Origin of the sequence: Microvirga arsenatis, assembly GCF_009910705.1 — a bacterium.
Lineage (GTDB): Bacteria > Pseudomonadota > Alphaproteobacteria > Rhizobiales > Beijerinckiaceae > Microvirga > Microvirga arsenatis.
Genome location: NZ_JAAAXJ010000001.1, coordinates 41456 through 67090 on the forward strand (window position 1 = coordinate 41456; position 25635 = coordinate 67090).

At 65.9% G+C, this 25635-nt stretch carries 23 protein-coding genes and 1 tRNA gene; 18 read left to right on the forward strand and 6 right to left on the reverse strand.

The annotated features are described in order from the left end of the window. Nucleotides 1-237 precede the first annotated feature (237 nt). The 3 genes from GR303_RS00205 (at nt 238) to gltX (ending at nt 4426) form a co-directional block, all read left to right on the forward strand. Nucleotides 238-1971 (forward strand): NAD+ synthase, encoded by a 1734-nt coding sequence (locus GR303_RS00205; RefSeq protein WP_161723229.1) that lies wholly within the window; start codon nt 238-240, stop codon nt 1969-1971. Between the two features lie 134 nt (nt 1972-2105). After that, a complete protein-coding gene (locus GR303_RS00210) occupies nt 2106-2957 on the forward strand; it encodes a class I SAM-dependent methyltransferase (RefSeq protein WP_343038448.1) in 852 nt (283 codons plus the stop codon). A gap of 128 nt (nt 2958-3085) precedes the next feature. After that, nucleotides 3086-4426: a glutamate--tRNA ligase gene (gene gltX, locus GR303_RS00215; RefSeq protein ID WP_161723230.1), complete on the forward strand. Its 1341-nt coding sequence runs from the start codon at nt 3086-3088 to the stop codon at nt 4424-4426. Between the two features lie 197 nt (nt 4427-4623). Here the strand turns inward: gltX and GR303_RS00220 are convergent, their stop codons facing one another. The 3 genes from GR303_RS00220 to GR303_RS00230 all read right to left on the reverse strand — a co-directional run bounded on the left by GR303_RS00220 (nt 4624) and on the right by GR303_RS00230 (nt 7629). Further along, complete coding sequence (locus tag GR303_RS00220) at nt 4624-5385, reverse strand: ABC transporter permease (RefSeq protein WP_161723231.1); 762 nt, start codon at nt 5383-5385, stop codon at nt 4624-4626. Further along, nucleotides 5382-6353, reverse strand: coding sequence for an ABC transporter ATP-binding protein (locus GR303_RS00225; RefSeq protein WP_161723232.1), 972 nt, complete (start codon nt 6351-6353; stop codon nt 5382-5384). Before GR303_RS00225 ends, GR303_RS00220 begins: the two co-directional genes overlap by 4 nt. Nucleotides 6354-6507: 154 nt before the next feature. After that, nucleotides 6508-7629: a DUF2865 domain-containing protein gene (locus GR303_RS00230; protein ID WP_161723233.1), complete on the reverse strand. Its 1122-nt coding sequence runs from the start codon at nt 7627-7629 to the stop codon at nt 6508-6510. A 152-nt stretch (nt 7630-7781) separates the two neighbouring features. On the opposite strand from GR303_RS00230, the gene GR303_RS00235 reads away from it, so the two are divergent. Continuing rightward, a complete protein-coding gene (locus tag GR303_RS00235) occupies nt 7782-8165 on the forward strand; it encodes a VOC family protein (RefSeq protein WP_161723234.1) in 384 nt (127 codons plus the stop codon). Between the two features lie 62 nt (nt 8166-8227). After that, on the forward strand, nt 8228-8734 hold the full coding sequence (locus GR303_RS00240; protein ID WP_161723235.1) for a CreA family protein: 507 nt from the start codon (nt 8228-8230) through the stop codon (nt 8732-8734). A gap of 187 nt (nt 8735-8921) precedes the next feature. Here the strand turns inward: GR303_RS00240 and GR303_RS00245 are convergent, their stop codons facing one another. Next, on the reverse strand, nt 8922-9533 hold the full coding sequence (locus tag GR303_RS00245; RefSeq protein WP_161723236.1) for a LysE/ArgO family amino acid transporter: 612 nt from the start codon (nt 9531-9533) through the stop codon (nt 8922-8924). Nucleotides 9534-9627: 94 nt separating this feature from the next. On the opposite strand from GR303_RS00245, the gene GR303_RS00250 reads away from it, so the two are divergent. Then, nucleotides 9628-10530, forward strand: a complete 903-nt coding sequence (locus GR303_RS00250) for a LysR family transcriptional regulator ArgP (RefSeq protein ID WP_161723237.1) — start codon at nt 9628-9630, stop codon at nt 10528-10530. 4 nt (nt 10531-10534) lie between these two features. On the opposite strand, the gene GR303_RS00255 is transcribed toward GR303_RS00250, so the two are convergent. Next, on the reverse strand, nt 10535-10858 hold the full coding sequence (locus GR303_RS00255; protein ID WP_161723238.1) for a hypothetical protein: 324 nt from the start codon (nt 10856-10858) through the stop codon (nt 10535-10537). Between the two features lie 293 nt (nt 10859-11151). On the opposite strand from GR303_RS00255, the gene cysS reads away from it, so the two are divergent. The 3 genes from cysS to cimA all read left to right on the forward strand — a co-directional run bounded on the left by cysS (nt 11152) and on the right by cimA (nt 14901). Then, a complete protein-coding gene (gene cysS, locus GR303_RS00260) occupies nt 11152-12621 on the forward strand; it encodes a cysteine--tRNA ligase (RefSeq protein WP_161723239.1) in 1470 nt (489 codons plus the stop codon). Nucleotides 12622-12799: 178 nt separating this feature from the next. Then, nucleotides 12800-13309: a GNAT family N-acetyltransferase gene (locus GR303_RS00265; RefSeq protein WP_161723240.1), complete on the forward strand. Its 510-nt coding sequence runs from the start codon at nt 12800-12802 to the stop codon at nt 13307-13309. Beyond that, entirely contained in the window at nt 13306-14901 is a 1596-nt protein-coding gene (cimA, locus tag GR303_RS00270) for a citramalate synthase (RefSeq protein ID WP_161723241.1), read from the forward strand. The genes GR303_RS00265 and cimA overlap by 4 nt, the downstream gene beginning before the upstream one ends. Before the next feature lie 67 nt (nt 14902-14968). On the opposite strand, the gene GR303_RS00275 is transcribed toward cimA, so the two are convergent. Further along, nucleotides 14969-15577 (reverse strand): LOG family protein, encoded by a 609-nt coding sequence (locus GR303_RS00275; protein WP_161723296.1) that lies wholly within the window; start codon nt 15575-15577, stop codon nt 14969-14971. A gap of 129 nt (nt 15578-15706) precedes the next feature. Here GR303_RS00275 and GR303_RS00280 point away from each other — a divergent pair, with 129 nt between their 5' ends. The 9 genes from GR303_RS00280 (at nt 15707) to GR303_RS00320 (ending at nt 25608) form a co-directional block, all read left to right on the forward strand. Next, nucleotides 15707-17071 (forward strand): LysM peptidoglycan-binding domain-containing protein, encoded by a 1365-nt coding sequence (locus GR303_RS00280; RefSeq protein WP_161723242.1) that lies wholly within the window; start codon nt 15707-15709, stop codon nt 17069-17071. Nucleotides 17072-17203: 132 nt separating this feature from the next. Continuing rightward, entirely contained in the window at nt 17204-19117 is a 1914-nt protein-coding gene (locus GR303_RS00285; protein ID WP_161723243.1) for an ABCB family ABC transporter ATP-binding protein/permease, read from the forward strand. A 54-nt stretch (nt 19118-19171) separates the two neighbouring features. Beyond that, on the forward strand, nt 19172-19873 hold the full coding sequence (locus GR303_RS00290; RefSeq protein WP_161723244.1) for a phosphatidylserine decarboxylase: 702 nt from the start codon (nt 19172-19174) through the stop codon (nt 19871-19873). A gap of 42 nt (nt 19874-19915) precedes the next feature. After that, entirely contained in the window at nt 19916-20746 is an 831-nt protein-coding gene (pssA, locus tag GR303_RS00295) for a CDP-diacylglycerol--serine O-phosphatidyltransferase (protein WP_161723245.1), read from the forward strand. Nucleotides 20747-20928: 182 nt separating this feature from the next. Then, nucleotides 20929-21579 (forward strand): Maf-like protein, encoded by a 651-nt coding sequence (locus GR303_RS00300; protein WP_161723246.1) that lies wholly within the window; start codon nt 20929-20931, stop codon nt 21577-21579. Between the two features lie 82 nt (nt 21580-21661). Further along, nucleotides 21662-21865 (forward strand): DNA gyrase inhibitor YacG, encoded by a 204-nt coding sequence (gene yacG / locus GR303_RS00305; RefSeq protein ID WP_161723247.1) that lies wholly within the window; start codon nt 21662-21664, stop codon nt 21863-21865. A 106-nt stretch (nt 21866-21971) separates the two neighbouring features. After that, a tRNA-Phe gene (locus GR303_RS00310) sits at nt 21972-22047 on the forward strand. 580 nt (nt 22048-22627) lie between these two features. Continuing rightward, the gene (locus GR303_RS00315) at nt 22628-23578 is read left to right on the forward strand and encodes a calcium-binding protein (RefSeq protein WP_161723248.1); all 951 of its coding nucleotides are present in this window, start codon (nt 22628-22630) and stop codon (nt 23576-23578) included. A gap of 11 nt (nt 23579-23589) precedes the next feature. After that, nucleotides 23590-25608, forward strand: a complete 2019-nt coding sequence (locus GR303_RS00320; protein WP_161723249.1) for a hypothetical protein — start codon at nt 23590-23592, stop codon at nt 25606-25608. Nucleotides 25609-25635 lie beyond the last annotated feature (27 nt).

Genomic DNA, 25635 nt, shown 5'->3' on the forward strand with positions numbered 1-25635 from the left:
CTCAGCTCAGCCATCCCATGAAGAAAAGGATCAGGATGATCGGCAGAGGAATGCCGATGAGCCAAAGCAAGCCGCCTTTCAACATGTCAGTCTCCCATGTAATTCGTGTGGGGACAACGAACTGGGCTGTTGCGAGTTCCGCAGATGTGATCGCCGGGCATGAATTTGCCGGCGCGCGAGCTGGAATACCCCGCTCCATTGCTGCCCCTTCGGGAGCGCGCTAAATCCTTGTCCGCCATGGCCCAGAAAAAGCTCAAGATCGCGCTCGCGCAGCTCAACCCCATCGTCGGCGACGTGACCGGAAACGAGGAGAAGGCTCGCAGGGCCCGCGCGGAGGCGTCGCGGATGGGGGCGGATCTCGTCATGTTCTCCGAGCAGTTCCTGGCGGGCTATCCCGCCGAGGACCTCGTGCTGAAGCCCGCCTTCCAGGATGCCTGCCGGGCGGCGCTGGAGCGCCTCGCCCGCGAGACGGCGGAGGGCGGTCCGGGCGTCCTCATTGGCCTGCCCTGGCGGGAGGAGGGGGCCCTCTACAACGCCTATGCGCTCCTCGACGGCGGCACGGTTTCCGTCCGCTTCAAGGTCGATCTGCCCAATTACGGCGTCTTCGACGAGAAGCGCAATTTCGAGGCCGGTCCCCTGCCGGGGCCGGTCAACTTCCGCGGCATCCGCCTGGGGCTCCCGATCTGCGAGGACATCTGGGCAGGCGACGTGGTCGAGTGCCTCGCCGAGACCGGGGCGGAGATGCTGCTGGTGCCCAACGGCTCGCCCTACTGGCGGGGCAAGACCGAGGAGCGGTTCAACATCGCCGCCGCCCGGGTGACCGAGAGCGGCCTGCCGCTCGTCTACCTCAACCAGGTGGGCGGCCAGGACGAGCTCGTCTTCGACGGGGCCTCCTTCGTCCTCAATGCGGATTGCTCGCTGGCCGGCCAGCTCCCGGCCTGCGAGGAGGCCATTGCGCTCACCGCCTGGGAGAAGGGGGACGAGGGCTGGGCCTGCCTTGAGGCGCCCATGGCCCTCGCGGAGGAGGGCGAGGAGGCCGACTACGCCGCCTGCGTCCTGGGCCTGCGCGACTACGTGGAGAAGAACCGCTTTCCTGGCGTGGTGCTGGGCCTCTCCGGCGGCATCGATTCCGCGCTCTGCGCCGCCATGGCGGTGGATGCCCTCGGGCCGGAGCGGGTGCATGGCGTGATGCTCCCCTACCGCTACACCTCGCCGGAATCCCTGCGCGATGCGGAGGCCTGCGCCAGGGGGCTAGGCATGCGCTACGACATCCTGCCGATTGCCGAACCCGTGGAGGGTTTCGAGGCTGCGCTGCAGCCCTTGTTTGCAGGGCGGGAGCGGGACATTACGGAAGAAAACCTCCAGAGCCGCGCCCGAGGCACCATGCTCATGGCGATCTCGAACAAGCTCGGGTCCATGGTGGTGACAACCGGCAACAAGTCCGAGATGTCGGTGGGCTACGCCACGATCTACGGCGACATGAACGGCGGCTTCAATCCGATCAAGGATCTCTACAAGACGGAGGTCTACAGCCTGGCGCGCCTGCGCAACCGCTGGAAGCCGAAGGGGGCGCTGGGTCCCGACGGCATCGTGGTCCCCGAGAACATCCTTACCAAGGCGCCTTCCGCGGAGCTGCGCGAGAACCAGACGGATCAGGATTCGCTGCCGCCTTACGAGAGCCTCGACGCGATCCTGCGCGGGCTCGTGGAGGAGGATCTGCGCGTCTCCGAGATCGTCGCGAGGGGCTACGACCTGGAAACGGTGAAGAAGGTCGAGCGCCTGCTCTCCACCGCCGAATACAAGCGCCGGCAGGCGGCGCCCGGCGTGAAGGTCACGCGCCGCAACTTCGGCCGCGACCGCCGCTACCCCATCGTCAACCGCTACCGCGACCAAGGGCTGGAGGCGCACCGGGCCGACGAGGCCCTGGATCGCGCCACGGGCAGGCCGCGGATGAGCGGCGCGGACATGTAGGCAGGCATGTCTGCCTCACTTTGGGGCCAAAGCGGGTCCATTGTGTCGATCATGCTCCCGGGGGTGAATTCCCGGCGGCGGCGTGTGGGTATTCCAGGGGCGAAGCATGCACGGGCGCAAAGGGTTGGAGCCTCGTGCGCAATCTCGATCGGAAACATCCCATGGACATCGAGCGGCAGGTGGCAAGCCACTATACCCGAGGCGGGCTCGAAGGCGCGATCCTCGACGCACTGGCGAAGAGCGGGAAGAACCCCGACAAGCTCGCCAATACGGATCTCTCGGGCATCGACGAGTTCCATCTCGGCTGGTACGCGGAAACCGACGAATTCGCGAGAGAACTCGGTTTCTCGCGCGATTCCCATGTTCTCGACGTCGGCTCCGGCATCGGCGGGCCGGCGCGGCATCTCGCGGTCGCGCTCGGCTGCCGGGTGACGGGGATCGATCTCACGGAGGAGTTCGTCCGGGTCGCGGCCTCGCTCACAAGCCGCTGCGGGCTCGCGGATCGGGTCTCCTTCCGTCAGGGAAGCGCCCTGACGCTACCCTTCGAGGATGGCACGTTCCAGGGGGCCGTGCTCATGCATGTGGGAATGAACATCGCCGACAAGGCGACGCTCTTCTCCGAGATTCGGCGCGTCCTGAAGCCCGGCGCGCGCTTCGGCGTCTATGACATCATGCGGATCGGCGAGGGCGAGATTCCCTATCCCATGCCCTGGGCGGCGACGCAGGCCACGAGCTTTGTCGAACGGCCGGAGACCTATCGACGGCTTCTGGCGGCCAACGGCTTCGAGATCGAGAAGGAGCGCAACCGGCGCGACTTCGTCCTCACGTTGGGGCGCGAGATGCGCGAGAAGGTCGCGAGGGAAGGCATGCCGGCCCTGGGTCTCCATGTCCTCGACGCGGGCATGCCGGAGCGCATCGGCAACGTGATGGCCGTTCTCGAACGCGGCACGATCGCTCCCGTCGAGATGATCGCGCGGGCGATCTGAGGCGTCTTAAGGCCCAGGTCGGGTCGCAGGCGGGCCCGGGAGGGCTCGTGCGAAAAGCAAGGAGGCATCGGGGTGAAGGGCTTAGCGGCTCTTGCGCGGCGCGCTGCCCTTCGCCATAGGGTTGGCCCATGTCCAAGCCCATCGTCCGCTTCGCCCCGTCCCCGACCGGGCACATCCATATCGGCAACACCCGCGTCGCCCTGCTCAACGCGCTCTATGCGCGGCGGGAGGGGGGCACCTTCATCCTGCGCTTCGATGATACGGACCTGGCGCGCTCGAAGCAGGAATATGCGGATTCCATCGAGGCGGACCTGCACTGGCTCGGCATCCCGCCCGACGTGATCGTGCGCCAGTCGGAGCGGTTCGCCCTCTACGATGCCGCGGCCGAGCGGCTGAAGGCAGCCGGGCGCCTCTACCCCTGCTACGAGACGCAGGAGGAGCTGGAATTCCGCCGCAAGCGCCAGCTCGCCCGCGGCCTGCCGCCGATCTACGACCGGGCGGCCCTGAAGCTCACGGACGAGGATCGGGCGAGGCTCGAAGGGGAGGGGCGCAAGCCCCACTGGCGCTTCCGCCTCGATCCCACCAACGTCACCTGGGACGATCTCGTGCGCGGCCATTGTCACGTGGATTGCGGCTCGCTCTCCGATCCGGTGCTGGTGCGCGAGGACGGCACCTATCTCTACACCCTGCCGTCCGTGGTGGACGACATCGACCTCAGGATCACCCACGTGATCCGGGGCGAGGACCATGTGACCAATACGGCGGTGCAGATCCAGATCTTCGAGGCGCTCGGCGCGAGCGCCCCCGCCTTCGCCCATCACAGCCTGCTGATCACGGCGAGCGGCGAGGGCCTGTCGAAGCGCCTCGGCCACCTCTCGGTGAAGGGCCTGCGCAATGCCGGTCTCGAGCCGCAGGCTGTGGCCTCGCTCGCGGTGCTGGTCGGCTCGGCCGAGGCCGTGCGCCCCATCGCCGATCTCAACGAGCTCGCCAGGCTTATCGACTTCTCCCACATCTCCCGCGCGCCGGCGAAGTTCGACGAGAGCGAGCTGGAGCACCTCAACGCCCGTCTCATCCACGAGATGCCCTATGAGGCGGCCCGCGAGCGGCTGGCGCAGCTCGGAGCGGATGAGGGCGAGGCGTTCTGGAACGCCGTGCGCGGCAACCTGACCAAGCTCCGCGATGCGGCGGAATGGGCGAAGGTGGTGCGCGGCCCCGTGGCGCCGGTGATCGAGGATCGCGCCTTCATCGGGGCTGCCGCGGACGTGTTGCCGAGCGAGCCCTGGGATGCCTCCACCTGGAAGGCCTGGACGGAAGCCGTGAAGGCCGCCACCGGCGTGAAGGGCAAGGCGCTGTTCATGCCCCTGCGACTCGCGCTCACCGGGCTCGACCACGGGCCGGAGCTTGGCGCGCTGCTGCCGCTGATCGGACCCGAGCGGGCGAGGGCGCGGCTGGCGGGGCAGGCGGCGTAGAAGCTGGCGCGTTTCCCTCCCCCTTGCGGGGAGGGATGAAGGGTGGGGGTGGCGCGACCGGGTGAGCGGTGGCCCTGCCAGCCGCTGTACATGCCTTGCGTTTCAGGCTTCGGGGAAAGTGTTTCGACTTTCCGACCCCCACCCGGCCGCTGGCGCGGCCACCCTCCCCGCAAGGGGGAGGGCACAGCGCGCAATGCTTACGCCTTGATCCGGTACCCCGTCCTGAAGATCCACCCGATGGCGGCGAGGCAGAGCAGCATGAATGCCAGCGTCATGCCGAGGCTGATGCCCACATCCACGTCGGCGACGCCGTAGAAGCTCCAGCGGAAGCCGCTGACCAAATACACGACAGGGTTAAAGAGAGCGACCGTCTGCCAGAAGGGCGGCAGCATGTTGATGGAATAGAAGCTGCCGCCGAGGAAGGCGAGCGGCGTGACGATCATCAGCGGCACCACCTGCAGCTTCTGGAAGCTGTCGGCCCAGATGCCGATGATGAAGCCGAACAGGCTGAAGGTGACGGAGGTCAGCACCAGGAAGGCGATCATCCAGAGCGGATGCGCGATGGAGAAATCCACGAAGAGGCGCGCCGTGACGAGAATGATCGTGCCGATGATGATCGACTTGGTGGCGGCCGCCCCGACATAGCCGATCACGGTCTCCACCGCCGAGATCGGCGCGGAGAGGATCTCGTAGATGGTGCCGGTGAATTTCGGCATGTAGATGCCGAAGGAGGCGTTGGAGATGCTCTCGGTCAGGATCGAGAGCATGATGAGACCCGGCACGATGAAGGCGCCGTAGCTCACGCCCTCGATGCTGGCCATGCGTGAGCCGATGGCCGAGCCGAAGACGATGAAATAGAGCGAGGTGGAGAGCACCGGCGAGGCGATGCTCTGCATGATCGTGCGCCAGGTGCGCGCCATCTCGAACAGGTAGATCGCCTTGATTCCGTAGAGGTTCATGCGCGCCCCCGTACCAAGCTGACGAAGATCTCCTCGAGCGACGACTCGGAGGTCCGCAGGTCCTTGAAGTCGATGCCGTGCTCGTTGAGGCGGCGCAGCAATCCGGCGATGCCCGTCTCCTGGGTCTGCGTGTCGAAGGTGAAGACGAGCTCGGTGCCGTCGGCGGAGAGGCTGAGGTTCTCCGATTGCAGCTCGGGCGGAATGGAAGGCAAGGGGCTCTGCAGATGCAGGGTGAGCTGCTTCTTTCCGAGTTTCTGCATCAGCACATGCTTGTCCTCGACCAGTATGATCTCGCCCTTGTTGATCACCCCGATCCGGTCGGCCATCTCCTCGGCCTCCTCGATGTAGTGGGTGGTCAGGATGACCGTGACGCCGTTGTCCCTCAGACGCCGGACCATCTCCCACATATCCCGCCGCAGCTCCACGTCGACGCCGGCGGTGGGCTCGTCGAGGAACAGGATGGTGGGCTCGTGCGAGAGCGCCTTGGCGATCATCACCCGGCGCTTCATGCCGCCCGAAAGCGTCATGATCTTGCTGTCGCGCTTCTCCCACAGGGAGAGGTCCTTCAGGATCTTCTCCAGGTAGGCCGGGTTCGGCGGCTTGCCGAAGAGGCCCCGGCTGAACGTCACCGTGGCCCAGACGCTTTCGAAGGCGTCCGTGGTGAGCTCCTGCGGCACGAGGCCGATCTTCGTGCGGGCGGCCCGGAAGTCCCGGATGATGTCGTGGCCGTCGGCGGTGACCGTGCCGGTGCTCGGGTTGACGATGCCGCAGATGATGCTGATGAGCGTCGTCTTGCCGGCGCCGTTCGGCCCGAGCAGGGCGAAGATCTCGCCGCGGCGGATCTCCAGGTCGACCGTCTTCAGGGCCTGGAAGCCGGAGGCATAGGTCTTGGAGAGGCCGGACACGGCGATGATGGGGTCCGACGCGCCGGCGGACCGGGACAGGTGAGGGGAATCGAGCAGCTTCATGCCGGCGTCATAACATGGCAGGCCGAGGTGCGGAATGGAGGCGCTTGCGCCCCTCCGTCCTCATCACCGGCCTTGTGCCGGTGATCCCAATCCGAAAGACGCTTTTCGTATCGAGATGACCGGGACAAGCCCGGTCATGACGTTAGGGAAATTTTCAATTCTGGACGTTCGGAACCGGGATCACGTTGGGGGCGATCACGCGCACCGTCTGCTTCTGGCCGTTGCCGGCCACGACCTCGCGGGTCGCGCCCTCGCCCTTCGCGACGACGGTGCCGGTCTCGATCGATTGCGGGCCGATGCCCGCCGATTCCCGGCTCGCGGTCGGGGCGGCGGCGGCGGTCTCGGCGGCTTCCTTGGCCTCGTCGTCCGCCTTCTTGTCGGCGGCCTTGCGCGCGGCCTGCACCTTGGGGCGCGACAGCTCCTCCGCCTTCTCGGCGGTCACGATCAGGTCGCCCTTGCGCTGCTGGAGCATGCTCTCGGCCTTGCGCAGGACGACGGCCCAGCTCTCGTTCGGCTTCTTGCAGGCGCAGTTCTCGTCGAAGGTCTTGCGGAACTTGAAGGCGTTGGCCAGCGCCGTATAGGGCTGGTTCGAGGAGAGCGAGACCGCCCGGCTGAGGCCGTTGTCGCCGCCCGGATAGGCATAGGCGACGGTCTCCGTGCCGGGGCAGAGGGACTGGCACATCTCGTTGGCGCTCTGGCCGCCGCCCGGCGGGGTGGTCAGGGGGAAGAATGAGCCGTCGCAGGTCCGCACGCAGATCAGGCGCCCGCCGCCCATGGCGGTCTGGCCCTCGTCGGCGATGATCGGCTGCCCCTCGGGCATGATCTCCTGCTGGGGCTGCTGGCGCGGGCCGCCGAACAGCTGCTCGAAGAAGCCGCGGGGATCGGCGGAGCAGGTCTGCTGCACGGCCACCTGCAGCTGGCGGCGGCGGGCGTCGATCTCGCCGGCGTCGACGGCCTGGGCGGCGAGGCGGGCATAGCCGGCCTCGAGCTGGCGGATCTGCCCGGCGATGGAGCCGCATTCGGCCGGGGCCGGGCCCGACAGGAAGCCGAGGGGGCCGCGCTCGCAGCCGATGTTGCGGTAATAGGCGACGAGGCGGTTGATCTCCGCCCGCTGGGCCTGCATCTGGCCCGTCGGTGCGTTGCCGCCGCTGCGCTCCAGGGCCGCCAGTTCCGCCCGGAAGCGTTGGCATTGCGCGGACTGGGCGAGGGCCGCCTGCCCCGCGGCCAGGAAGGCCGTCAGGGCGATGAGGGAGCGGAGAAAAGATGTCTTTGTCATGAAGCTGATCGCAGAACCGGTCCGTAGGGCACCATATGCCAGGCTGGCATGTCATGTGACGCCCGAATTTGACCCTATTGTGATAACGCCTTGCTCACTTCGACCGCAACTGTATAGCTTTCGTGCGACAGCGGCTTTCGAAGAGATCCTGCATGTACTCCCATACGACGGTTGGAGCAAATGACCTTGCCCGAGCGCGGGCCTTCTACGAGGCGGTTTTCGCCCCGCTCGGCCTTGAGATGGTGTACTCCGACGACACGTACCTAGCCTGGGCAGGGCCTGGCAGGCCACCACAGTTCTTCGTGGGCAAGCCTTTCAACGGCGAGAGATCCAGCCCAGGCAACGGGTTCATGATCGCGCTGCTCGCGCCCAGGCGAAGCGCCGTCGATGCGTGCCATGCGGCAGCCCTGGAGCAGGGCGGAACGGACGAAGGCAGACCGGGCCTGCGGCCGCATTACCATAAAGACTACTACGGCGCTTACTTTCGCGATCTCGACGGCAACAAGATCTGCGTCGTCTGCCATCAGCCCGAATAGCCTCTCGTCAAAGGCCTGAACCATCCCCACATGAGAGCGTAACGGTGGGAGACGAACCGACGATGCTTGCCCGAATCGCCTTAGGCTTGACCCTTACCCTGGCTGCCGCAACCGGCGCCGCGGCCCAGGAGCCGGACCTGATCTTCAAGAAGTCCACGGTGTGGCGGGCCCTCACCCCCGACGACAAGCTCGCCGTGTACGGGATCGACGATCCCGCGGTGGAGGGCGTGGCCTGCCACTACACGACCCCGGAGCGCGGCGGCATCTCCGGCACCCTGGGGGTGGCGGAGGAGGTCTCCGACATCTCGCTCGCCTGCCGGCAGGTGGGCCCGGTGAAGTTCAGGCAGAAATTCGGCCAGGGCGACGTGGTGTTCAGCGAGCGCCGGTCCCTGATCTTCAAGAAGATGCAGATCGTCCGCGGCTGCGACGTGAAGCGCAACACCCTGGTCTACATGGTCTATTCGGACCGGCCCATCGAGGGCTCGCCCAAGAACTCCACCTCGACCGTTCCCCTGATGCCCTGGGGCACCGAAGTGCCGCCGAAATGCGGTGAGTGGCTCAACAAGTAGGATGGGCGAAGACGGGCCGGTCGGACATTCATCAGGAATCCTGGAGGTCGGTTGAGGACAGGAACTACTCTGGTCGTCATGGCCGGCCTCGTGCCGGCCATCCCGATCGGAAAAGCGCTGCGCTTCAAGCAATCGGGATCACCGGCACAAGGCCGGTGATGACGTGCGGGTGAGTATGCAACTCCCCTCAGACAGAACCTTCGTTCAGCAGCAGCCTCGCGGCCGTCGCCCACATGATGAGCCCGATGGCGACCTCGAGGATCCGCCATGTGGCCGGCCGGGCGAAGAGGGGCTTGAGCAGGCGGGCGCCGAAGCCGAGGGAGAAGAAGAAGGTGAAGGAGGCCAGCACGGCCCCCGCGCCGAACAGGCCCTTGCCCCCGTCGAACTGGGTTGAGATCGAGCCGATCAGGACCACCGTGTCGAGATAGACGTGAGGGTTGAGCCAGGTGAGGGCCAGGCAGGTGAGAACCGCCCGGCGCAGCCCGCCCGGCGCCGCCTCGGAGGGCCTCAGGAATTCGGGCTTGAACGCCGCCATGAAGCTGCGGGCGCCATAGGCGAGAAGGAAGGCGACGCCGCCATACAGCAGAACCGTCTCGGCCCAGGGCAGGCTTGCGCTGAGTTGGGCGAACCCGGACACCCCGGCCAGGATGAGCACCGCATCGGACAGCGCGCAGGTGAGGCACACGGCCAGCACATGCTCGCCGCGCAGGCCTATGCGCAGGACGAAGGCGTTCTGGGCCCCGATGGGAAGGATGAGGCTGAGACCGAGGAGGAAGCCGGCAAGGAGAGGGGATGTCATGTCGATGGTCCGGGAGGGAGTCGACGCTTCCTAGGGCGGGCTCTAGGATTAGGACAGTTAAAGTCTCTCAAGCCGGTTTAGAGAAACTGATCCGATGCTGGACTACGCCCTCCTCTCCGCCCTCGCCGCCGTGGTGCGCACCGGCAGCTTCGAGCGGGCGGCCGAGCAGCTGAGCGTCACGCCCTCGGCGGTCTCCCAGAGGATCAAGCTCCTGGAGGAGCGGATCGGGGCCGTTCTCGTCGTGCGGGGCCAGCCGTGCCTGGCGACCGAGGCCGGGCAGCGCCTGTGCCAGCACGTGGAGCAGGTGGCTCTCCTGGAAAGCTCCCTGCGCCAGAGCCTGCCCGGGCTCCAGCCCGAAACCCGCCCGGTGACCCTTCGCATCGCAGTCAATGCGGACAGCCTCGCCACCTGGTTCATCCCGGCCATGGCCCAGACGGACGGTTTCCTGTTCGACCTCGTGGTGGACGACCAGGACCACAGCGCCGAATGGCTGCGGCGCGGCGAGGTGGTGGCGGCCGTGACCTCGCACGGCAAGCCCATCCAGGGGTGCAATTCCCACCCCCTGGGCACCCTGCGCTATCTGGCGACGGCCAGCCCGGACTTCGTGAGGCGTTGGCTGCCGGATGGGCTGAACGAGCGGTCGGCGGCCGGCGCGCCGTGCCTCGTCTTCAGCCGGAAGGATCAGCTGCAGGCGATCTGGCTGCGGCGGGCGCTGGGCGTGGATGTCAGGCCGCCCGTCCACTGGCTGCCGTCATCCCAGGCCTTCGTGGATGCGGCTCTTGCGGGACTGGGCTGGGGGATGAACCTGGAAACGGTGGTTCGGGACCATATCCGGGCAGGGCGCCTCGTCGCGCTGGAGCCGTCGGAGCCCCTGGAGGTGCCGCTGTTCTGGCAGCAGAGCCGGATCGTCGGTCCTCTGCTGGCGGATGTGACGCGGGCCGTCCTGGGGACGGCCCGAACCCTGCTGGCCCCGATGGGGCCGCCCAAGAGGTCGTGAGGCCTCAGTTCGAGCAGGTGACGGAGACCGGCGGCTGCTTCGGGCCAAGGGACGCCTTCTGGATGGTGCCCGTCACCTCGTCGGGCGAGACCTGCCGGAAGGCGACGGCCCTGGCGTAGCCGTGGGCCTCGCACCAGGCGTTTGCCACAACTTGGCCACAAGCCTGGTTTGAGATGAGGCATTCCGCAACGCCATAGCCGTCGGCGGCGGGAACCATGAAGGTCGCTTCGGTCGAGGAGGCCTTGGTGCCGTTGGGAAGCAGCGTCAGGGACGCGGCGGCAAAAAACACGACAGTACCCATTCCGAGCATGGCGAATGCGCGGCGCATCGAAGACCTCATTGGTTGAACTCGTGCCAATATGTCACGAGTGTGCGTGAACAAAGCTCTAACGCGCTTGGCCGGAACGCGTTTCATGCGGCCCTGCAAATTAAACATGATTACCAAATCGGTAATCTTGACGTCTCCGGCCTGAAAAGGCATTGATGGCTTCATGAACACGGCAACGATCCTCATTTCCGGGATTATTTGCGGCTAGCGCACTTCGCTGGCTGGAGCCGTCTCGTTCTCGTTCCAAGATCGAAACCACCCTCCGGCCTGCGGCCTGACAGGGGTATGGTTTCATGGCGGTCAAGCTTCGCCTCTACAACACGCTGACCCGGTCGAAGGACGTTTTCGTCCCGATCGACCCTGAAAACGTGCGCCTCTACGTCTGCGGCCCCACCGTCTACGACTACGCCCACATCGGCAACGCCCGCCCGATCATCGTCTTCGACCTTCTCTTCCGTCTGTTGAGGCATGTTTACGGCACGGAAGCCGTGACGTATGTGCGCAACATCACGGATGTGGACGACAAGATTAACGCCCGCGCGGCCCGGGATTACCCGGAGCTTGCCACCAACGAGGCGATCCGCGTCGTGACGGCCAAGACCGAGGAGCAGTTCCACGCCGACATCCGGGCTTTGGGCGTGCTCATGCCGGAGGACGTGAACGAGCCGGGTAAGCCGGCGCGCTTCGTGGAGCCCCGGGCGACCGAGCATATCGACGAGATGCGCATGATCATCGAGCGGCTGATCGCGCGCGGGGCAGCCTACGTGGCGGAGGAGCACGTGCTCTTCTCGGTCGCGGCCATGGGGAGCCTGACGAACGTGCCGAAATACGGCGCCTTCTCGAAGCGCTCCCTCGACGAGCTCCTCTCCGGCGCCCGGGTGGACGTGGCGCCCTACAAGCGCGACCCGATGGATTTCGTGCTCTGGAAGCCCTCCGGCCCGCAGGATCCCGCCTGGGCCTCGCCCGCCGGCATCCGGACGCCCGGCCGCCCCGGCTGGCACATCGAGTGCTCGGCGATGGCATGGCGCCACCTCGTCCAGGCCTTCGAGACGCGGCTCTCCTGCGCCGATCCGACCGAGCGCGAGATCTTCGACATCCATGGCGGCGGCATCGATCTCGTCTTCCCGCACCACGAGAACGAGATCGCGCAGTCTTGCTGCGCCTTCGGCACGCCGCGCATGGCCAATGTGTGGATGCACAACGGCTTTCTGCAGGTCGAGGGCGAGAAGATGTCGAAGTCGCTCGGCAACTTCTTCACCATCAACGAGCTGCTGCAGGATTGGCCCGGCGAGGTGCTGCGCTTCAACATGCTGCGCACCCACTATCGGCAGCCCATCGACTGGACGACGAAAGGTCTCGAGGAAAGCGAGAAGACCCTCGACCGCTGGTATGAGCTGGCGGGCAGGGGCGAGGCGGCTTTCCTCTCGGATCAGATCGTCGATGCGCTCAGCGATGACCTCAACACGCCGAAGATGCTGGCGGAGCTCCATGCCCTCGACGGGCAGGGGGCTCACGAGGAACTCGGCGCGAATCTGCGCGCGCTCGGATTCCTGCTCGAAGGAGCCGAAGCCTGGAAGGCACGCCGGCAGGCGGCGCTCGGCGTCGATCCCGCACAGGTGGAGGCGCTGATCGCCGCCCGCAAAGAGGCGCGTGCGTCGAAGAACTGGCCTGAGTCCGACCGGATCCGCGACGAGCTCGCGGCGATGAACGTCGTGGTGAAGGACAACAAGGACGGCACCACCACCTGGGAGGTGGCGCGATGAGGTGCGGCCGCGGGCACAATCACCCCTCTGCTTCCCTCTGTCCTCATCCTGAGGAGGCGCGCAGCGCCGTCTCGAAGGATCGTCCAGTGCCCTCTGGATCATCCTTCGAGACGCAGACTGCGTCTGCTCCTCAGGATGAGGGGATTGGAAGACATTGTCGATCAGAGGGGACACGCTGATGGGACAGGCCGTGCCGAAGCCGGGGCTTCGCCCCTTCCTGCCCTCCGACCTGCCCACGCTCGTCGAGATCTTCGAGGAGAGCATCGCGGAGCTTACGGGCGAGGATTACAGCGAGAGCCAGCAGGAGGCCTGGATGGCTCTTGCCGAGGACGATTCCTTCGCCGAGACGCTCGCGAAGGGCCTCACCCTGGTGGCCACCCTGGAAGGCTCGCCCGTCGGCTTCATTGCGCTCAAAGGCGGCGAGCAGATCGCGCTCTTCCATGTGCATCCGGCCGTGGCCGGGCAGGGGATCGGCACCATGCTCTACGATGCGGTGGAAAAGCTCGCCGGCGCGCGCGGCGCCACGCGCCTCGTGGCGGAGGTGAGCGACAACGCGCAGCCCTTCTTCCAGAAGCACGGCTTCCAGCCGCAGCGCCGCAACACCATGCCGCTCGGCGACGAATGGCTCGGCACCACCACCATGGAAAAGCGCCTGGCGCCGCCCGAAGACAGGACCTTGTCGTCATGAGCCGTGAACGCGTCTATCTCTTCGACACCACCCTGCGCGACGGGGCGCAGACGACGGGAGTCGATTTTTCGCTCGAGGACAAGAAGGCGATCGCCGTGCTCCTCGACCGGCTCGGCATCGATTACGTGGAAGGCGGCTATCCGGGGGCGAACCCGCTGGATACCGCCTTTTTTGCCGAGAAGCGCACGAGGAATGCGAAGTTCACGGCCTTCGGCATGACGAAGCGCGCCGGGCGCTCGGTGTCCAACGATCCCGGCGTCGCGGCCCTCCTCGAAGCGCAGGCCGACGCGATCTGCTACGTCGCCAAGTCGTGGGACTACCATGTGCGCGTGGCGCTCGAGACCAGCCTCGAGGAAAACCTCGCCGGCATCCGCGAGAGCGTCGAGGCTGCCCGCGCCAAGGGGCGCGAGGTGCTCGTCGATTGCGAGCATTTCTTCGACGGCTACAAGGCCAATCCCGACTACGCGCTCGCCTGCGCGAGGGCTGCCTATGAAGCCGAGGCGCGCTGGGTGGTGCTCTGCGACACCAATGGCGGCACGCTGCCCCACGAGGTGACGCAGATCGTCTCCGCCGTCGCGAGGGTGGTGCCGGGCGCGCATCTCGGCATCCATGCCCACGACGATTGCGGCTGCGCGGTGGCCAACTCGCTCGCGGCCCTGGAGGCCGGCGCGCGCCACATCCAGGGCACGCTGAACGGCCTCGGCGAGCGCTGCGGCAATGCCAACCTCATCACCCTCATCGGCGCGCTGAAGCTGAAGGCCCCTTACGCGTCCCGTTTCGATCTCGGCGTCGCCGACGAGGCTTTGGGCCAGCTCACCCATGTGTCGCGCCAGGTGGACGAGATCCTCAACCGCCAGCCGAACCGGCACGCGCCCTTCGTGGGATCGAGCGCCTTCGCCACCAAGGCGGGCATCCACGCCTCGGCCGTGCTCAAGGACCCGCGCACCTACGAGCATGTGGAGCCGGAAATCGTCGGCAATGCGCGCAAGGTTCTGGTCTCGGACCAGGGCGGCCAGTCGAACGTGCTGGCCGAGCTGAAGCGCTGCGGCTTCGAGCTCGAAAAGGGCGATCCGCGCATCGCCCGCGTGCTCGACGAGGTGAAGCGCAAGGAGGCGCAAGGCTTCGCCTTCGAGGGGGCGGACGCCTCCTTCTACGTGCTCGTCAAGCGCATGCTCGGCGAGGTGCCGGCCTTCTTCGACGTGGAGCGCTTTTCCGTCAACGTGGAGCGCCGCTTCAACGCCCTGGGCGAGCTCGTCACGGCGTCGGAGGCCATCGTGAAGGTGCGCGTGGGCGACGAGGTGCTGATCTCGGCGGCCGAAGGCAACGGCCCGGTGAACGCGCTCGACGTGGCGCTCCGCAAGGACCTCGGCAAGTACCAGCACCTGATCGAGGACCTGGAACTGGTGGACTACAAGGTGCGCATCTACCAGGGCGGCTCGGACGCGGTGACGCGCGTGCTGATCGAGTTCACCGACGCCACGGGCGAGCGCTGGACCACCATCGGCGTCTCCCCCAACATCATCGACGCCTCGTTCCAGGCGCTGACGGACTCCATGATCTACAAGCTGTTGAAGGGCGGGGCAGCGCTTTAACGCGAGGAGCCAAGGTCATTGTCCCTCCCCGCGAGGGAAGGGTGACTCTCCGCACGGGGTAGGTACGTCAGAACCGGCTCTCGATCGCCTCTTCGTTGCCCACGATCCCGACCCGCCGGGCGGCGTTCTCCAGCATGGGGATCACCTCCTCGACGCGCTCGGCCACGAGGTAGTTCAGCTCCAGGCCGGGGCGGATGAAGCCCTGCTCGCGCATGTGGGCGATGAGGGTGAGGAGGGGCTTCCAGAAGCCCTTGATGCTCAGCATCAGGATCGGCTTGGTGTGCCGGCCGAGCTGCGACCAGGTCATCTGCTCGACGAGCTCCTCCAGCGTCCCGATGCCGCCGGGGAGGGCGACGAAGGCGTCGGCCTTCTCGAACATCAGGCGCTTGCGGGTGTGCATGTCGGGGACCACGATGGTCTCCTGCACGTCGTCGAGGAGCTTCTCGCGGGATTTCAGGAAGTCCGGAATGATGCCCGTGACATAGCCGCCGTGGTCGAGCACGGCCTGGGCCACCGTGCCCATGAGGCCCACATTGCCCCCGCCATAGACCAGGTTGATGCCCCGCTCGGCCATGGAGCGACCTAACGTTACGGCATTCTCGGCGAAAATGGGATCGTCGCCGAAGCCCGAGCCGCAATAAACGCAAATGGATTTGATGGGTTTGAAGGATGACATGGGCATTTCGGGGAAGCGGGGAGCCTCCCGCGCTGAGTCGTAGAGCATTATTTTGTCCTTTATGGCCGTAGCCTTTTGAAAGATAAACGGTTTAAATGCAGGAAAGTGCCGCGTTCGAGAAAAAGCACCATGGCGCATCCAAAAGAGTTGAAGGGCACGATCGCGCTTCTCGGCGCTGCGGCGGCTGCCGTCGTCGCGGTTCTCGTCGGCGTGCTGTACTGGTCGTGGCAGGGGACCCCCGAGGCGCCGAATGCAGCTCCCGTCCAGACGGCGCAGCCCTCCGCTCCCGCGCAGCCCGAGGCTTCCCAGCCGCCCCAGCAGGCCGCCGCGAAGCCCGAGCCGCCCCCGGCTCCGGCCAAGGATGCCCCCGTCGTTCCCTCCTTCGATCTGGTGCGGGTGGAGCCCAACGGCGACAGCGTGATCGCCGGCCGCGCCGCCCCCGGGGCGACCATCGAGCTCATGCGGGGCGATCAGGTCCATGCCCGCGCCGTCGCCGATGCCTCCGGGCTGTTCGCCATCGTGCCGCCGCCCCTGCCGCCGGGCTCGCATCAGGTGGCGCTGCAATCCATCGCCCCGGACGGGACGCGCCAGCGCTCCGAGCAGAACGTCACGGTGGTCATCACGGATGCCAAGTCGCGCCCGCTCGTCGCCCTGACCTCCCCGGACAAGCCCACGGTCGTCCTGTCCAATCCCGAGCCGCCGGCCAAGGCGGCCGAGGAGCCGAAGCCCGAAACCAAGACCGCCGAAACCAAGACCGCCGAGGCCAAGACCGCCGAGGCCAAGCCCCCGGAACCGCCTGCCCAGCCCCCGGCGGCAGCCGCGCCGACGGTTTCGCCTCCGCCGCCGCTCGCTCCTGCGGCCCCGCCGGCCGCCCGGCCGGAGATCAAGATCGTCACCGTGGAGGCCGAGCAGGGCAAGCTGTTCGTCTCCGGCCAGTCCGCCCCGGGCGCCACCGTGCGCCTCTATCTCAACGAGAGCTTCATCGCCCCCGGCGGCGCGGGCGGCGACGGCAAGGTGTCCTTCTCCATCGGCGCTGGCGTGAAGCCCGGCGACTACCGGATCCGCCTCGACGACGTGGACCCGGTCTCGGGCCAGGTCCGGTCCCGGGCGGAGGTGGGCTTCAACGTGCCCGTGCAGATGGCGGCCGCCCAGCCGCCGGCGGCCGCTCCCCCTCCGGCCCCGGCGCAGCCCGCACCCGCGCCCCAGGCCTCCGCCGCACCGCAGGCGCAGCCCTCGGCGCCGGCCTCCCGCGAGGCGGCTCCCGCAGCGCCGCAGGCGCAGGTGGCCGATGCCGGAACCGTGGTGATCCCCAACATCAACACCGCCATCGTGTCCCGGGGCGACAACCTCTGGCGCATCAGCCAGCGGGTCTACGGCCAGGGCCTGCGCTACACGGTGATCTACGGCGCCAACCAGGACCAGATCCGCAACCCGGATCTCATCTATCCGGGTCAGGTCTTCGTGCTGCCGAACGAGCAGCCCAAGAGCAACTAGCCGGAGCAACCAGCCGGGCGGCCCGCCCGGCGGGCCGACGCGCGCTCAACAGGAGATCGCCCGGGGCAGGGTGAATTCATCCGGGCGATCGCCTATATCGAGGCTCTCGCGTTCGATCGGATCCTTAAGCCTATGCCCCCCTCCACCGCCGTCCCCCCGACAGGCGCAGCCCAGCCGAAGCCGAGCGGACTGACCGCCACCTGGAAGAAGCTCTGGCCCTATATCTGGCCCCATGGGCGCCCCGATCTTCAGCGGCGCGTCTTCCTGGCTTTCGCCCTGCTCCTGGTCGCCAAGGGCGTCACGATGGTCACGCCCTTTGCCTTCAAATGGGCGACGGATGCGCTCGTGGCCGTCACGAGCAGCGGCAACCAGGCGACGGAGGCCGCCGCCACGGCCGGATCATGGATCTGGAAGGCGCCGATCCTGCTGACCGTCATCTACGGCGTCACCCGCATCCTCATGGCGGTCCTCACGCAGGTGCGCGACGGCATCTTCGCCAAGGTCGCCATGCATGCGGTGAGGCAGCTCGCCCTGCAGACCTTCGAGCACATGCACCGCCTCTCCCTCCGCTTCCACCTGGAGCGCAAGACCGGCGGCCTGACCCGCGTGCTCGAGCGCGGCCGCGAGGGGATCGAGGAGCTCTCGCGCCTTGTGGTCCTCACCCTCCTGCCGACGATCCTCGAATTCGTGCTCGTGCTGGGGCTGCTCGCCTGGGAGTTCAACTGGGTCTATTCGGCCGTCGTCTTCGTGATGGTGGTCGTCTACCTCTACTACACCTACAGGGCGACCCAGTGGCGGATCGCGATCCGCAAGCAGATGAACGACTCCGACACGGACGCCAACACCAAGGCCGTCGACTCGCTCCTGAACTACGAGACGGTGAAGTATTTCGGCGCCGAGCAGCGGGAGACCGCCCGCTACGACCGCTCCATGGAGCGCTACGAGAAGGCCTCGACCCAGACCTACACCTCGCTCGCCGTGCTCAATGCGGGCCAGGCGGTGATCTTCTCCATCGGCATGGCCATCGTGATGGTTCTCGCCGCTCAGGACATCATGGCCGGCAACGCCTCCATCGGCAGCTTCGTGCTCGTCAACGCCATGCTGGTGCAGCTCTACATCCCGCTGAACTTCATGGGCATGCTCTACCGGGAGATCAAGCAGGCCCTGATCGACATCGAGGACATGTTCCAGATCATCGACCGCAATCCCGAGATCCAGGACAGGCCCGGCGCGAAGCCCCTCGCGGTCAGGGAGGGCGTGGTGCGCTTCGAGGACGTGCATTTCGCCTATATCCCCGAGCGCCCGATCCTCAAGGGCGTGAGCTTCGAGGTGCCGGCCGGGCACACGGTGGCCATCGTCGGCCCCTCGGGCGCCGGCAAGTCCACGATCTCGCGCCTGCTGTTCCGCTTCTACGAGCCCACCAGCGGCCGCATCTTCATCGACGGCCAGGACATCGCCGAGGTGCAGCAGGCCTCCTTGCGCAAGGTCATCGGCATGGTCCCGCAGGACACGGTGCTGTTCAACGACACCATCGGCTACAACATCCAGTACGGCCGCTGGGACGCCACGCCGGAGGAGGTGAGGGAGGCGGCCCGCCTCGCCCAGATCGACCGCTTCATCAGCCTCCTGCCCGAAGGCTACGACACTCCGGTCGGCGAGCGCGGCCTGAAGCTCTCGGGCGGCGAGAAGCAGCGCGTGGCCATCGCCCGCACCATCCTGAAGGCGCCCCCCATCCTCGTCCTCGACGAGGCGACCTCGGCGCTGGACACCTTCACCGAGAAGGAGATCCAGGACGCCCTCGACCGGGTCAGCCGCGGCCGCACCACCCTGGTGATCGCCCACCGGCTGTCCACGGTGATCGGCGCCGACGAGATCATCGTCCTCGACCACGGACGGATCGTGGAGCGCGGCGACCATGCCAGCCTGCTGGCCCTCGGCGGGGTCTATGCCGCCATGTGGAACCGCCAGCGCGAGGCCGACGAGGCCCGCGAGGCCCTCAAGCGGGCGGAGGAGGAAGAGCGCAGCCCCGAGAGCGTGGCCGGTTGACGGAAGCCCTTTCGCCTGCCATCCCCACGCAAACTCTTTTGAGGCTGTGAGAGAATGACCGACATCCTGGAATCGATGCGCCGCATCTTCGTGCCGATCCACAAGGAGGGCTATCCCTTCATCCTGATCGCGCTGTTTGCGACGCTGGTGCTGGCCTGGCTCTGGTCGCCGCTCGGCTGGATCGGGGCGATCCTGACGGTCTGGGTCTGCTACTTCTTCCGCGATCCGCCGCGGGTGACGCCGATCCGGGAAGGCCTCGTGGTCTCCCCCGCCGACGGCCGGGTGAACCTGATCACCACCGCCGTTCCGCCGGCGGAGCTCGACCTGCCGCCCGAGCCCATGACCCGCATCTCGGTCTTCATGAACGTGTTCGACTGCCACGTGAACCGCTCGCCGGTCACGGGGCGGATCACCCAGATCCTCTACACGCCGGGCCTCTTCCTCAATGCCGAGCTCGACAAGGCGAGCGAGGACAACGAGCGCAACGCCCTCGTCATCGAGACGGCGGGCACCAAGATCGGCGTGGTCCAGATCGCCGGTCTCGTGGCGCGCCGCATCGTCTCCTTCGTGAAGGTGGGCAATCACCTGAGCACCGGTGAGCGCTTCGGCCTGATCCGCTTCGGCTCCCGCCTCGACATCTTCGTGCCGCTCAACGCCCAGGTGCTCGTCGGCCTCGGCCAGACGGCCGTGGCGGGGGAGACGGTGCTCGCGGATCTCACGGCCAATGAGCCCGCGCGCGAGTACCGGGTGGGATAGGGCCGGTTGCCGGCCAAGCTGGCAACCCCTAGATGTGATGGCATGAGCGATCTTTTTCCCCCCTTCGCCCCCGATCCGAACGAGCCGCGCCGCCGGCTCTTCACGCCGGTGCCGGTCCGCGTCATCATCCCGAACATCATCACCCTGATCGCCCTGTGCCTGGGGCTCACCGCGATCCGGCTGGCCTTCGAGGGACGCTACGAGCCGGCGGTCGTCGCCATCGTGGTGGCGGCGCTGCTGGACGGGATCGACGGGCGGGTGGCGCGCATGCTCAAGGGCACGTCCCGCTTCGGCGCGGAACTCGATTCGCTCGCCGATTTCGTCAATTTCGGCGTCACGCCGGCCCTCATCCTCTACAGCTTCCTCCTGAACGAGCTGAAGGCGGTGGGCTGGATCGCGGTGCTGGTCTTCGCCATCGCCATGGTGCTGCGGCTTGCCCGCTTCAACGTGATGCTGGACGATCCCCACCGGCCCGAGTGGAAGAAGAACTTTTTCACCGGCATGCCGGCGCCCGCGGGGGCCCTGACCTCGATGCTGCCCCTCTACCTGTCGTTCCTGGGCGTACCGATGGGACCGGCCGCCGCGCCGATCGCGCTCGTCTACCTGCTGGGCTTAGCCTTCCTGATGGTCTCCACCATTCCGGTCTATTCGGGCAAGACCATCGGCCTGAAGGTGCCGCGCCAATGGGTCCTGCCGATCTTCGTTCTCTCGGCGGCGGTCTTCGGGCTCCTGGCGAACTTTCCCTGGGAGATGCTCACCGCCATCTCGGTGCTGTTCCTGGGCTCGATTCCCGTAAGCGCCATGCGCTACCGGCAGCTCGACCGCGCCCATGCCCAGCCCGCGGCCTCCGAGCCGGAGCCGCCGGCTGCTTGATTCATTATCGCCTGGTGCCATGTTGTCACCGGGTCCAGGGCATCGGACCCAAAAGTGGATCTTCACTTTTGGGATCCATCCGATGCTCATTCCTTGAAGGGCACATCGTGTGGACCGGAAAACCGGATCCACTTTTCCGCACGATGCGCTAACCTGAGCCTTCCCGAAGCGTGGAGAGAAAAGTGGCGTCGTCTTCCGAGGTGTCGAATCCCAGTGCGCGGCCGAAGCTCGTTCTCGCCTCCGCCTCGCCCCGGAGGCTCGCTCTCCTGCAGCAGGTCGGGATCGAGCCCGATGCCCTCCTGCCCGCCGACATCGACGAGACGCCCCTGAAGAACGAGAGCGCCAAGGAGCTCGCCAAGCGCCTCGCCCGTTCCAAGGCCGAGGTGGCCCGCAAGGTGGCCCGCGGCCGGGACGAGCTGCGGGATTCCTACATCCTCTCCGCCGATACGGTCGTGGTGGTCGGCAAGCGGGTCCTGCCCAAGGCGGAGGTGGCGGACGAGGCCGCGGCCTGCCTGCGCCTGCTCTCGGGGCGCGCCCACCGGGTCTACACCTCCATCTGCCTGATCACCCCCAAGGACACCGTTCGCGAGCGCTTCGTGGAAACGCGGGTGCGCTTCAAGCGCCTGTCGCGTGACGAGTTCGAGCGCTACCTCGCATCCGGCGAGTGGCGCGGCAAGGCCGGCGGCTATGCCATCCAGGGGCTCGCCGGCACCTTCGTGGTCAAGCTCGTCGGCTCCTACTCGAACGTGGTCGGCCTGCCCCTTTACGAGGCCGTGGCCCTGCTGGACGGGGAGGGCTATCCCGTCCGTTCCAGCTGGCTCGAGGCCGCGTGAGGCCCTTCCGCCCCGGGGCAGGGCGCCGCCTTGCGCCGGGCGGCGGCAGGCACCACGTTGCCGGTAACCGAGGGAGGTGAGGATGAACCCTGCCAACGAGAACAAGCCCCTGGCATCCTCCGGCAAGTGCCCGATCTGCGGCAAGCCGGCCGAGTCTCAGTACCGGCCCTTCTGCTCGAAGCGCTGCGCCGACGTGGACCTGAACCGCTGGCTGTCCGGGGGCTACGCCATTCCGGCCGTGGAGAGCGAAGAGGTCGACGAAGACGAAAGCGAGCGGGAAGCCTGAGCGGCCGGTCGAAGGGAGAATTTTTCTCCGCCGACCCGCTGGACATGCGTTCCATGTCTGACTATACACCCCTCCACGACGCGCACGGCTTCGCCGCGCATCGGATGCCCAGGTAGCTCAGTTGGTAGAGCATGCGACTGAAAATCGCAGTGTCGGTGGTTCGATTCCGCCCCTGGGCACCACTCCTCCAAGATAAGCGGCTGGTCCTGTTCTGGTCTTAGGATGGGTCCTCGCGTGGGCTCGGGACTACTCCCAAAGTCATCCCAAGAAACCTCTTCGCTTTGCCGCTCGCTGCAGTGATAGACTTCGAGTATCGTGGAGCAGGTCGCAACTCTGACATCCCCATGCAAGCGCGGCTGCCCTAGCGTCTTCAGCGCCAGCTCCTTCTCAAGATCGTAAGCTGAGCGGTGTGAGAGGCACTGTGTGGTTTAGGTCGCAGTCTGCCGATAAATAAAACCAGCGCCAATACATCAGAGGTCCTGGCTCGAACCTATGCTTTATCAGACGAGGCTGCTTAGATCTAAGTTATTATAATCAGAAGAACAAATTGATCCGAGTTGTTTAGCTGCAACAGTGTCCCAAAATCGTCGCATACCTCCCTCTTATGCGGTAATCCCTTAGAGACAAAGTTCTCAGAACCAGTTACACGGTCCGCGGGACTATCCCAAAGATTGAATAATTTTGACAAGGGGTGACGCGATGGCGACGACGCCAAGTGCATTTTTTAAGGACAGTGGGGCGCCTGAGGCTGTCTCTTATGCTTTGAAGAACGGGGCAAAGAGCTTCACGAAGCTGTATCCGGGCACGGCGAGTGCCGATCAGTTCGTGGGGACGAAGGGCAACGACATCTTCGTGCTCGGCGCTGGCGATAAGATCAAGTCGTCCGGTGGTGGCTATGATGCGGTCGTGACCGATCAGAGCTTCAGCATCGGCGGTACCGGCATCGACGCCGTCAAGCTGACCGGCTCGACCAATGCCAGCGTCACCGGCGACAATGCCGACAACAACCTGTTCGGCAACGCCGGCGCCAACACCATCAAGGGCCAGGCCGGCGAAGATGTGGTTGCCGGCGGAGCTGGCAACGATCAGCTCTATGGCGGCGCGGATGAGGATACGGTCCTCGGCGGCTCGGGTGACGACAAGGTCTACGGCGACGCCGGAGAGGATCTCGTCCGGGGCGGCGAAGGCAATGACAGCGTCTATGGCGGCTCCGACGACGACAAGGTCTACGGCGACGCCGGCGACGACAAGGTCTACGGCGATGCCGGCAACGACAAGGTCTACGGCGACGCCGGCAACGACAGCGTCTATGGCGGCGCCGGCAACGACAGCGTCTATGGCGGCGCTGACGATGACAAGGTCTACGGCGACGCCGGCAACGACAAGCTGTTCGGCGGCACGGGCGACGACATCCTGACGGGCGGAAGCGGCAACGACACGATCGTCGGCGACAAGGGTTCGAACACCTTCCTGGGCGGCTCGGGCCGCGACGTCTTCGAGATCGCCAAGCAGACGGGCGAGATCGACACGATTCGCGATTTCCGTGCCGGTCAGGACGTGATCGATCTGTCCGACACCAGCGCAAACAGCATGCGCGACCTGAAGTTCGCTGCCGACAAGGACGGCACGATCATCACGGTGAAGGGCGGCGTTCAGATCAAGCTCGTCGGCTTCGATCCCGATGAGATCAAGAGCTCGTTCTTCGACTTCTAATGGATAACCGAGTGGGCCAGAATGAAGCGACGCACCCTCATGGTGCTTCGGTGGCTTCTGGCCCACTCTGGTGCGTGCCCGTTGCGGCAGGCATCGTCGCGGTTTGGCACAATCTCTCGCCTGAGCTCGACATCGTCGGCCTTGTCGGTGGAGCAGGTCTGCAGACGCCACTCGAGCGGCATCGCATCTTCTCGCCGCAATTTTCCACCAACTTCTACACGATCTCCGGCCATGGTCTTCAGGACGGGCAGCATCTTCGCGTGATCCTGCGAGGAGGCGATGGGGCCGATGTCGAGCACACGCTCGAACTCAGGCTGGCGCATTGGCAGGTCGAAGGCACGCCGCAGATCGTCTCCTTCATCATCTCCCGCATTCTCTCGAAGCGCGCCGCCTCAGGCGATCATGAGACGCTCGAACGCTTCCTGTCGCTGGCCAGCTCGTGGAGATCCTCGGCCCGCCTCAAGGCGCAGATCGGCAACCATTCTCTTTATGAGTTCGATGTGGCAGCGCGTCATCTCGCGCAGCGGCAGACATGTTTTGTGCTGAGGCAGGGGAGGCTCACGCGCGAGGTCGTCGACAGCTTCGGCGACAATGACAGCAGCATCTTCAGGATCTCGCAGGGATCTCCGGAGCGAGCTTACGCAGATCTGGGCGGCGATCTGGTTGAACTCGCGTTTGCCGACACCTCCGTTGCCGCTCAGGACACGGTGGAATGGCTGAAAGGCTTGTCACCATCGGCCAAGAGCCGTTTGCTGGACTGTCTTTCGGCCGCTTCGGAGGCCGAGCCTATCGGTCTTCCGGCCTATGTCACGGCTTCACTGAAGACAGCGATCTTTCCCTTGAGCGAGCCTTCTTCGGAGGCTGCCGTCGAAGGTTGCTTCGAGGCCTCAGGCTCATTGTTCGTGTTTCTGCGGGTAGCAGGCACGGCGGCTCTGGACGACGTACGGCTCGAGCTTTTCGGAGGGGCAGGAAGCGCGCATCGTCGGACCGATTTGCTGACCTGTTCAGTCGACTCCGCAGAAGCCCTGCCTGCGACTTGCATCGTCGTGAAAGCCTGCCTTGACGGGAGACAGGCTTCCGCGTGCAAGGTCATCCTTCAGATCGAAGGGCGTAGCATCCAGCACTGGGTTCACGTTCAACAGGGCGGCTCAGCCGAAAGCCTCGGCTTTGCTCGTAGGTTCTGGCCTCTTGCTGACAGGGACGATCATTACCTAACGGAAGTTGGAGTGCCGTTCGCGCAAGCTTGGGCGCGGCATCCAGTCAAAGAGTTAGCGCGGATCGTCAGACTGGGAGCCCGTCAGAACGCGAGTTCCACGGTTGATCTGCAGATCTTTGCCGGAGCCTCAATCGAGCTGCTGCACGGAACGTTGATTGGCTTGAAGGCCTCTGTTCCTCGTGGCCAAGCCCTCAGGATAACGCTTCCCTCCAGCCATGATATCGAGGCGAGGTGCTCAAAAGCGATTGAATGGGCGGAACGTTACGGAATAGATGGCGAACTCCAGATTCTACCGGCCAACGCACCCGATTCCGCGGCAGCAAGCCTGAGGTTGCGCCCATCTGCGGAGGTCGCGGTTGCGATCAGAGCCGGCTTCATCCCGCCCGGGGCAGGCTGGTTGGATGAGATCGTAGAGCAGATCGTGCAAAGACCCGACACGTTCCTTGTGGGCCTGGCGCCAAGCCGGATCCCGTTCGGGCTCGCCCTGGATAGGCTCGATCCGGAAACGCTGCTTCGTCTTCTTGCCCATGACGCCATTGCGGCCATTGCGGCACCGGCTGGCATGATGGGCCGTATCGTCGATGAGGCTGTCTGCCATACTCTTGCCGGATCTTGGATAGAGAGGATCATCGAGGGGTTTAGGCAGGGTGTGAAGGTCATGCCGCATGCCGCCCTCGATTTCCTGGAAGTCGATGGCTCCAGGGATCACGATAGATTTGGAATCGAAGTCGACGGGATCTCTTTGTCGCGCGAAATCTGCGCGACAGAACACCGCGACATGCCCACAAGCCCTACGAACGTGCTAAGCGTCTGATTTGGGTGACCGCCCCGACATCAGTCC

Excerpts from the sequence above, each read along its gene's own strand:
- GR303_RS00265 (WP_161723240.1), top strand. The coding sequence starts at position 12,800 with ATGGGACAGGCCGTGCCGAAGCCGGGGCTTCGCCCCTTCCTGCCCTCC.
- pssA (WP_161723245.1), top strand. The coding sequence starts at position 19,916 with ATGAGCGATCTTTTTCCCCCCTTCGCCCCCGATCCGAACGAGCCGCGC.
- GR303_RS00245 (WP_161723236.1), bottom strand. The coding sequence starts at position 9,533 with ATGACATCCCCTCTCCTTGCCGGCTTCCTCCTCGGTCTCAGCCTCATC.
- cysS (WP_161723239.1), top strand. The coding sequence starts at position 11,152 with ATGGCGGTCAAGCTTCGCCTCTACAACACGCTGACCCGGTCGAAGGAC.
- GR303_RS00205 (WP_161723229.1), top strand. The coding sequence starts at position 238 with ATGGCCCAGAAAAAGCTCAAGATCGCGCTCGCGCAGCTCAACCCCATC.
- GR303_RS00240 (WP_161723235.1), top strand. The coding sequence starts at position 8,228 with ATGCTTGCCCGAATCGCCTTAGGCTTGACCCTTACCCTGGCTGCCGCA.
- yacG (WP_161723247.1), top strand. The coding sequence starts at position 21,662 with ATGAACCCTGCCAACGAGAACAAGCCCCTGGCATCCTCCGGCAAGTGC.
- GR303_RS00290 (WP_161723244.1), top strand. The coding sequence starts at position 19,172 with ATGACCGACATCCTGGAATCGATGCGCCGCATCTTCGTGCCGATCCAC.
- GR303_RS00225 (WP_161723232.1), bottom strand. The coding sequence starts at position 6,353 with ATGAAGCTGCTCGATTCCCCTCACCTGTCCCGGTCCGCCGGCGCGTCG.
- GR303_RS00235 (WP_161723234.1), top strand. The coding sequence starts at position 7,782 with ATGTACTCCCATACGACGGTTGGAGCAAATGACCTTGCCCGAGCGCGG.
- GR303_RS00280 (WP_161723242.1), top strand. The coding sequence starts at position 15,707 with ATGGCGCATCCAAAAGAGTTGAAGGGCACGATCGCGCTTCTCGGCGCT.
- GR303_RS00230 (WP_161723233.1), bottom strand. The coding sequence starts at position 7,629 with ATGACAAAGACATCTTTTCTCCGCTCCCTCATCGCCCTGACGGCCTTC.
- GR303_RS00275 (WP_161723296.1), bottom strand. The coding sequence starts at position 15,577 with ATGTCATCCTTCAAACCCATCAAATCCATTTGCGTTTATTGCGGCTCG.
- gltX (WP_161723230.1), top strand. The coding sequence starts at position 3,086 with ATGTCCAAGCCCATCGTCCGCTTCGCCCCGTCCCCGACCGGGCACATC.
- GR303_RS00250 (WP_161723237.1), top strand. The coding sequence starts at position 9,628 with ATGCTGGACTACGCCCTCCTCTCCGCCCTCGCCGCCGTGGTGCGCACC.
- GR303_RS00220 (WP_161723231.1), bottom strand. The coding sequence starts at position 5,385 with ATGAACCTCTACGGAATCAAGGCGATCTACCTGTTCGAGATGGCGCGC.
- GR303_RS00285 (WP_161723243.1), top strand. The coding sequence starts at position 17,204 with ATGCCCCCCTCCACCGCCGTCCCCCCGACAGGCGCAGCCCAGCCGAAG.
- GR303_RS00255 (WP_161723238.1), bottom strand. The coding sequence starts at position 10,858 with ATGCGCCGCGCATTCGCCATGCTCGGAATGGGTACTGTCGTGTTTTTT.
- cimA (WP_161723241.1), top strand. The coding sequence starts at position 13,306 with ATGAGCCGTGAACGCGTCTATCTCTTCGACACCACCCTGCGCGACGGG.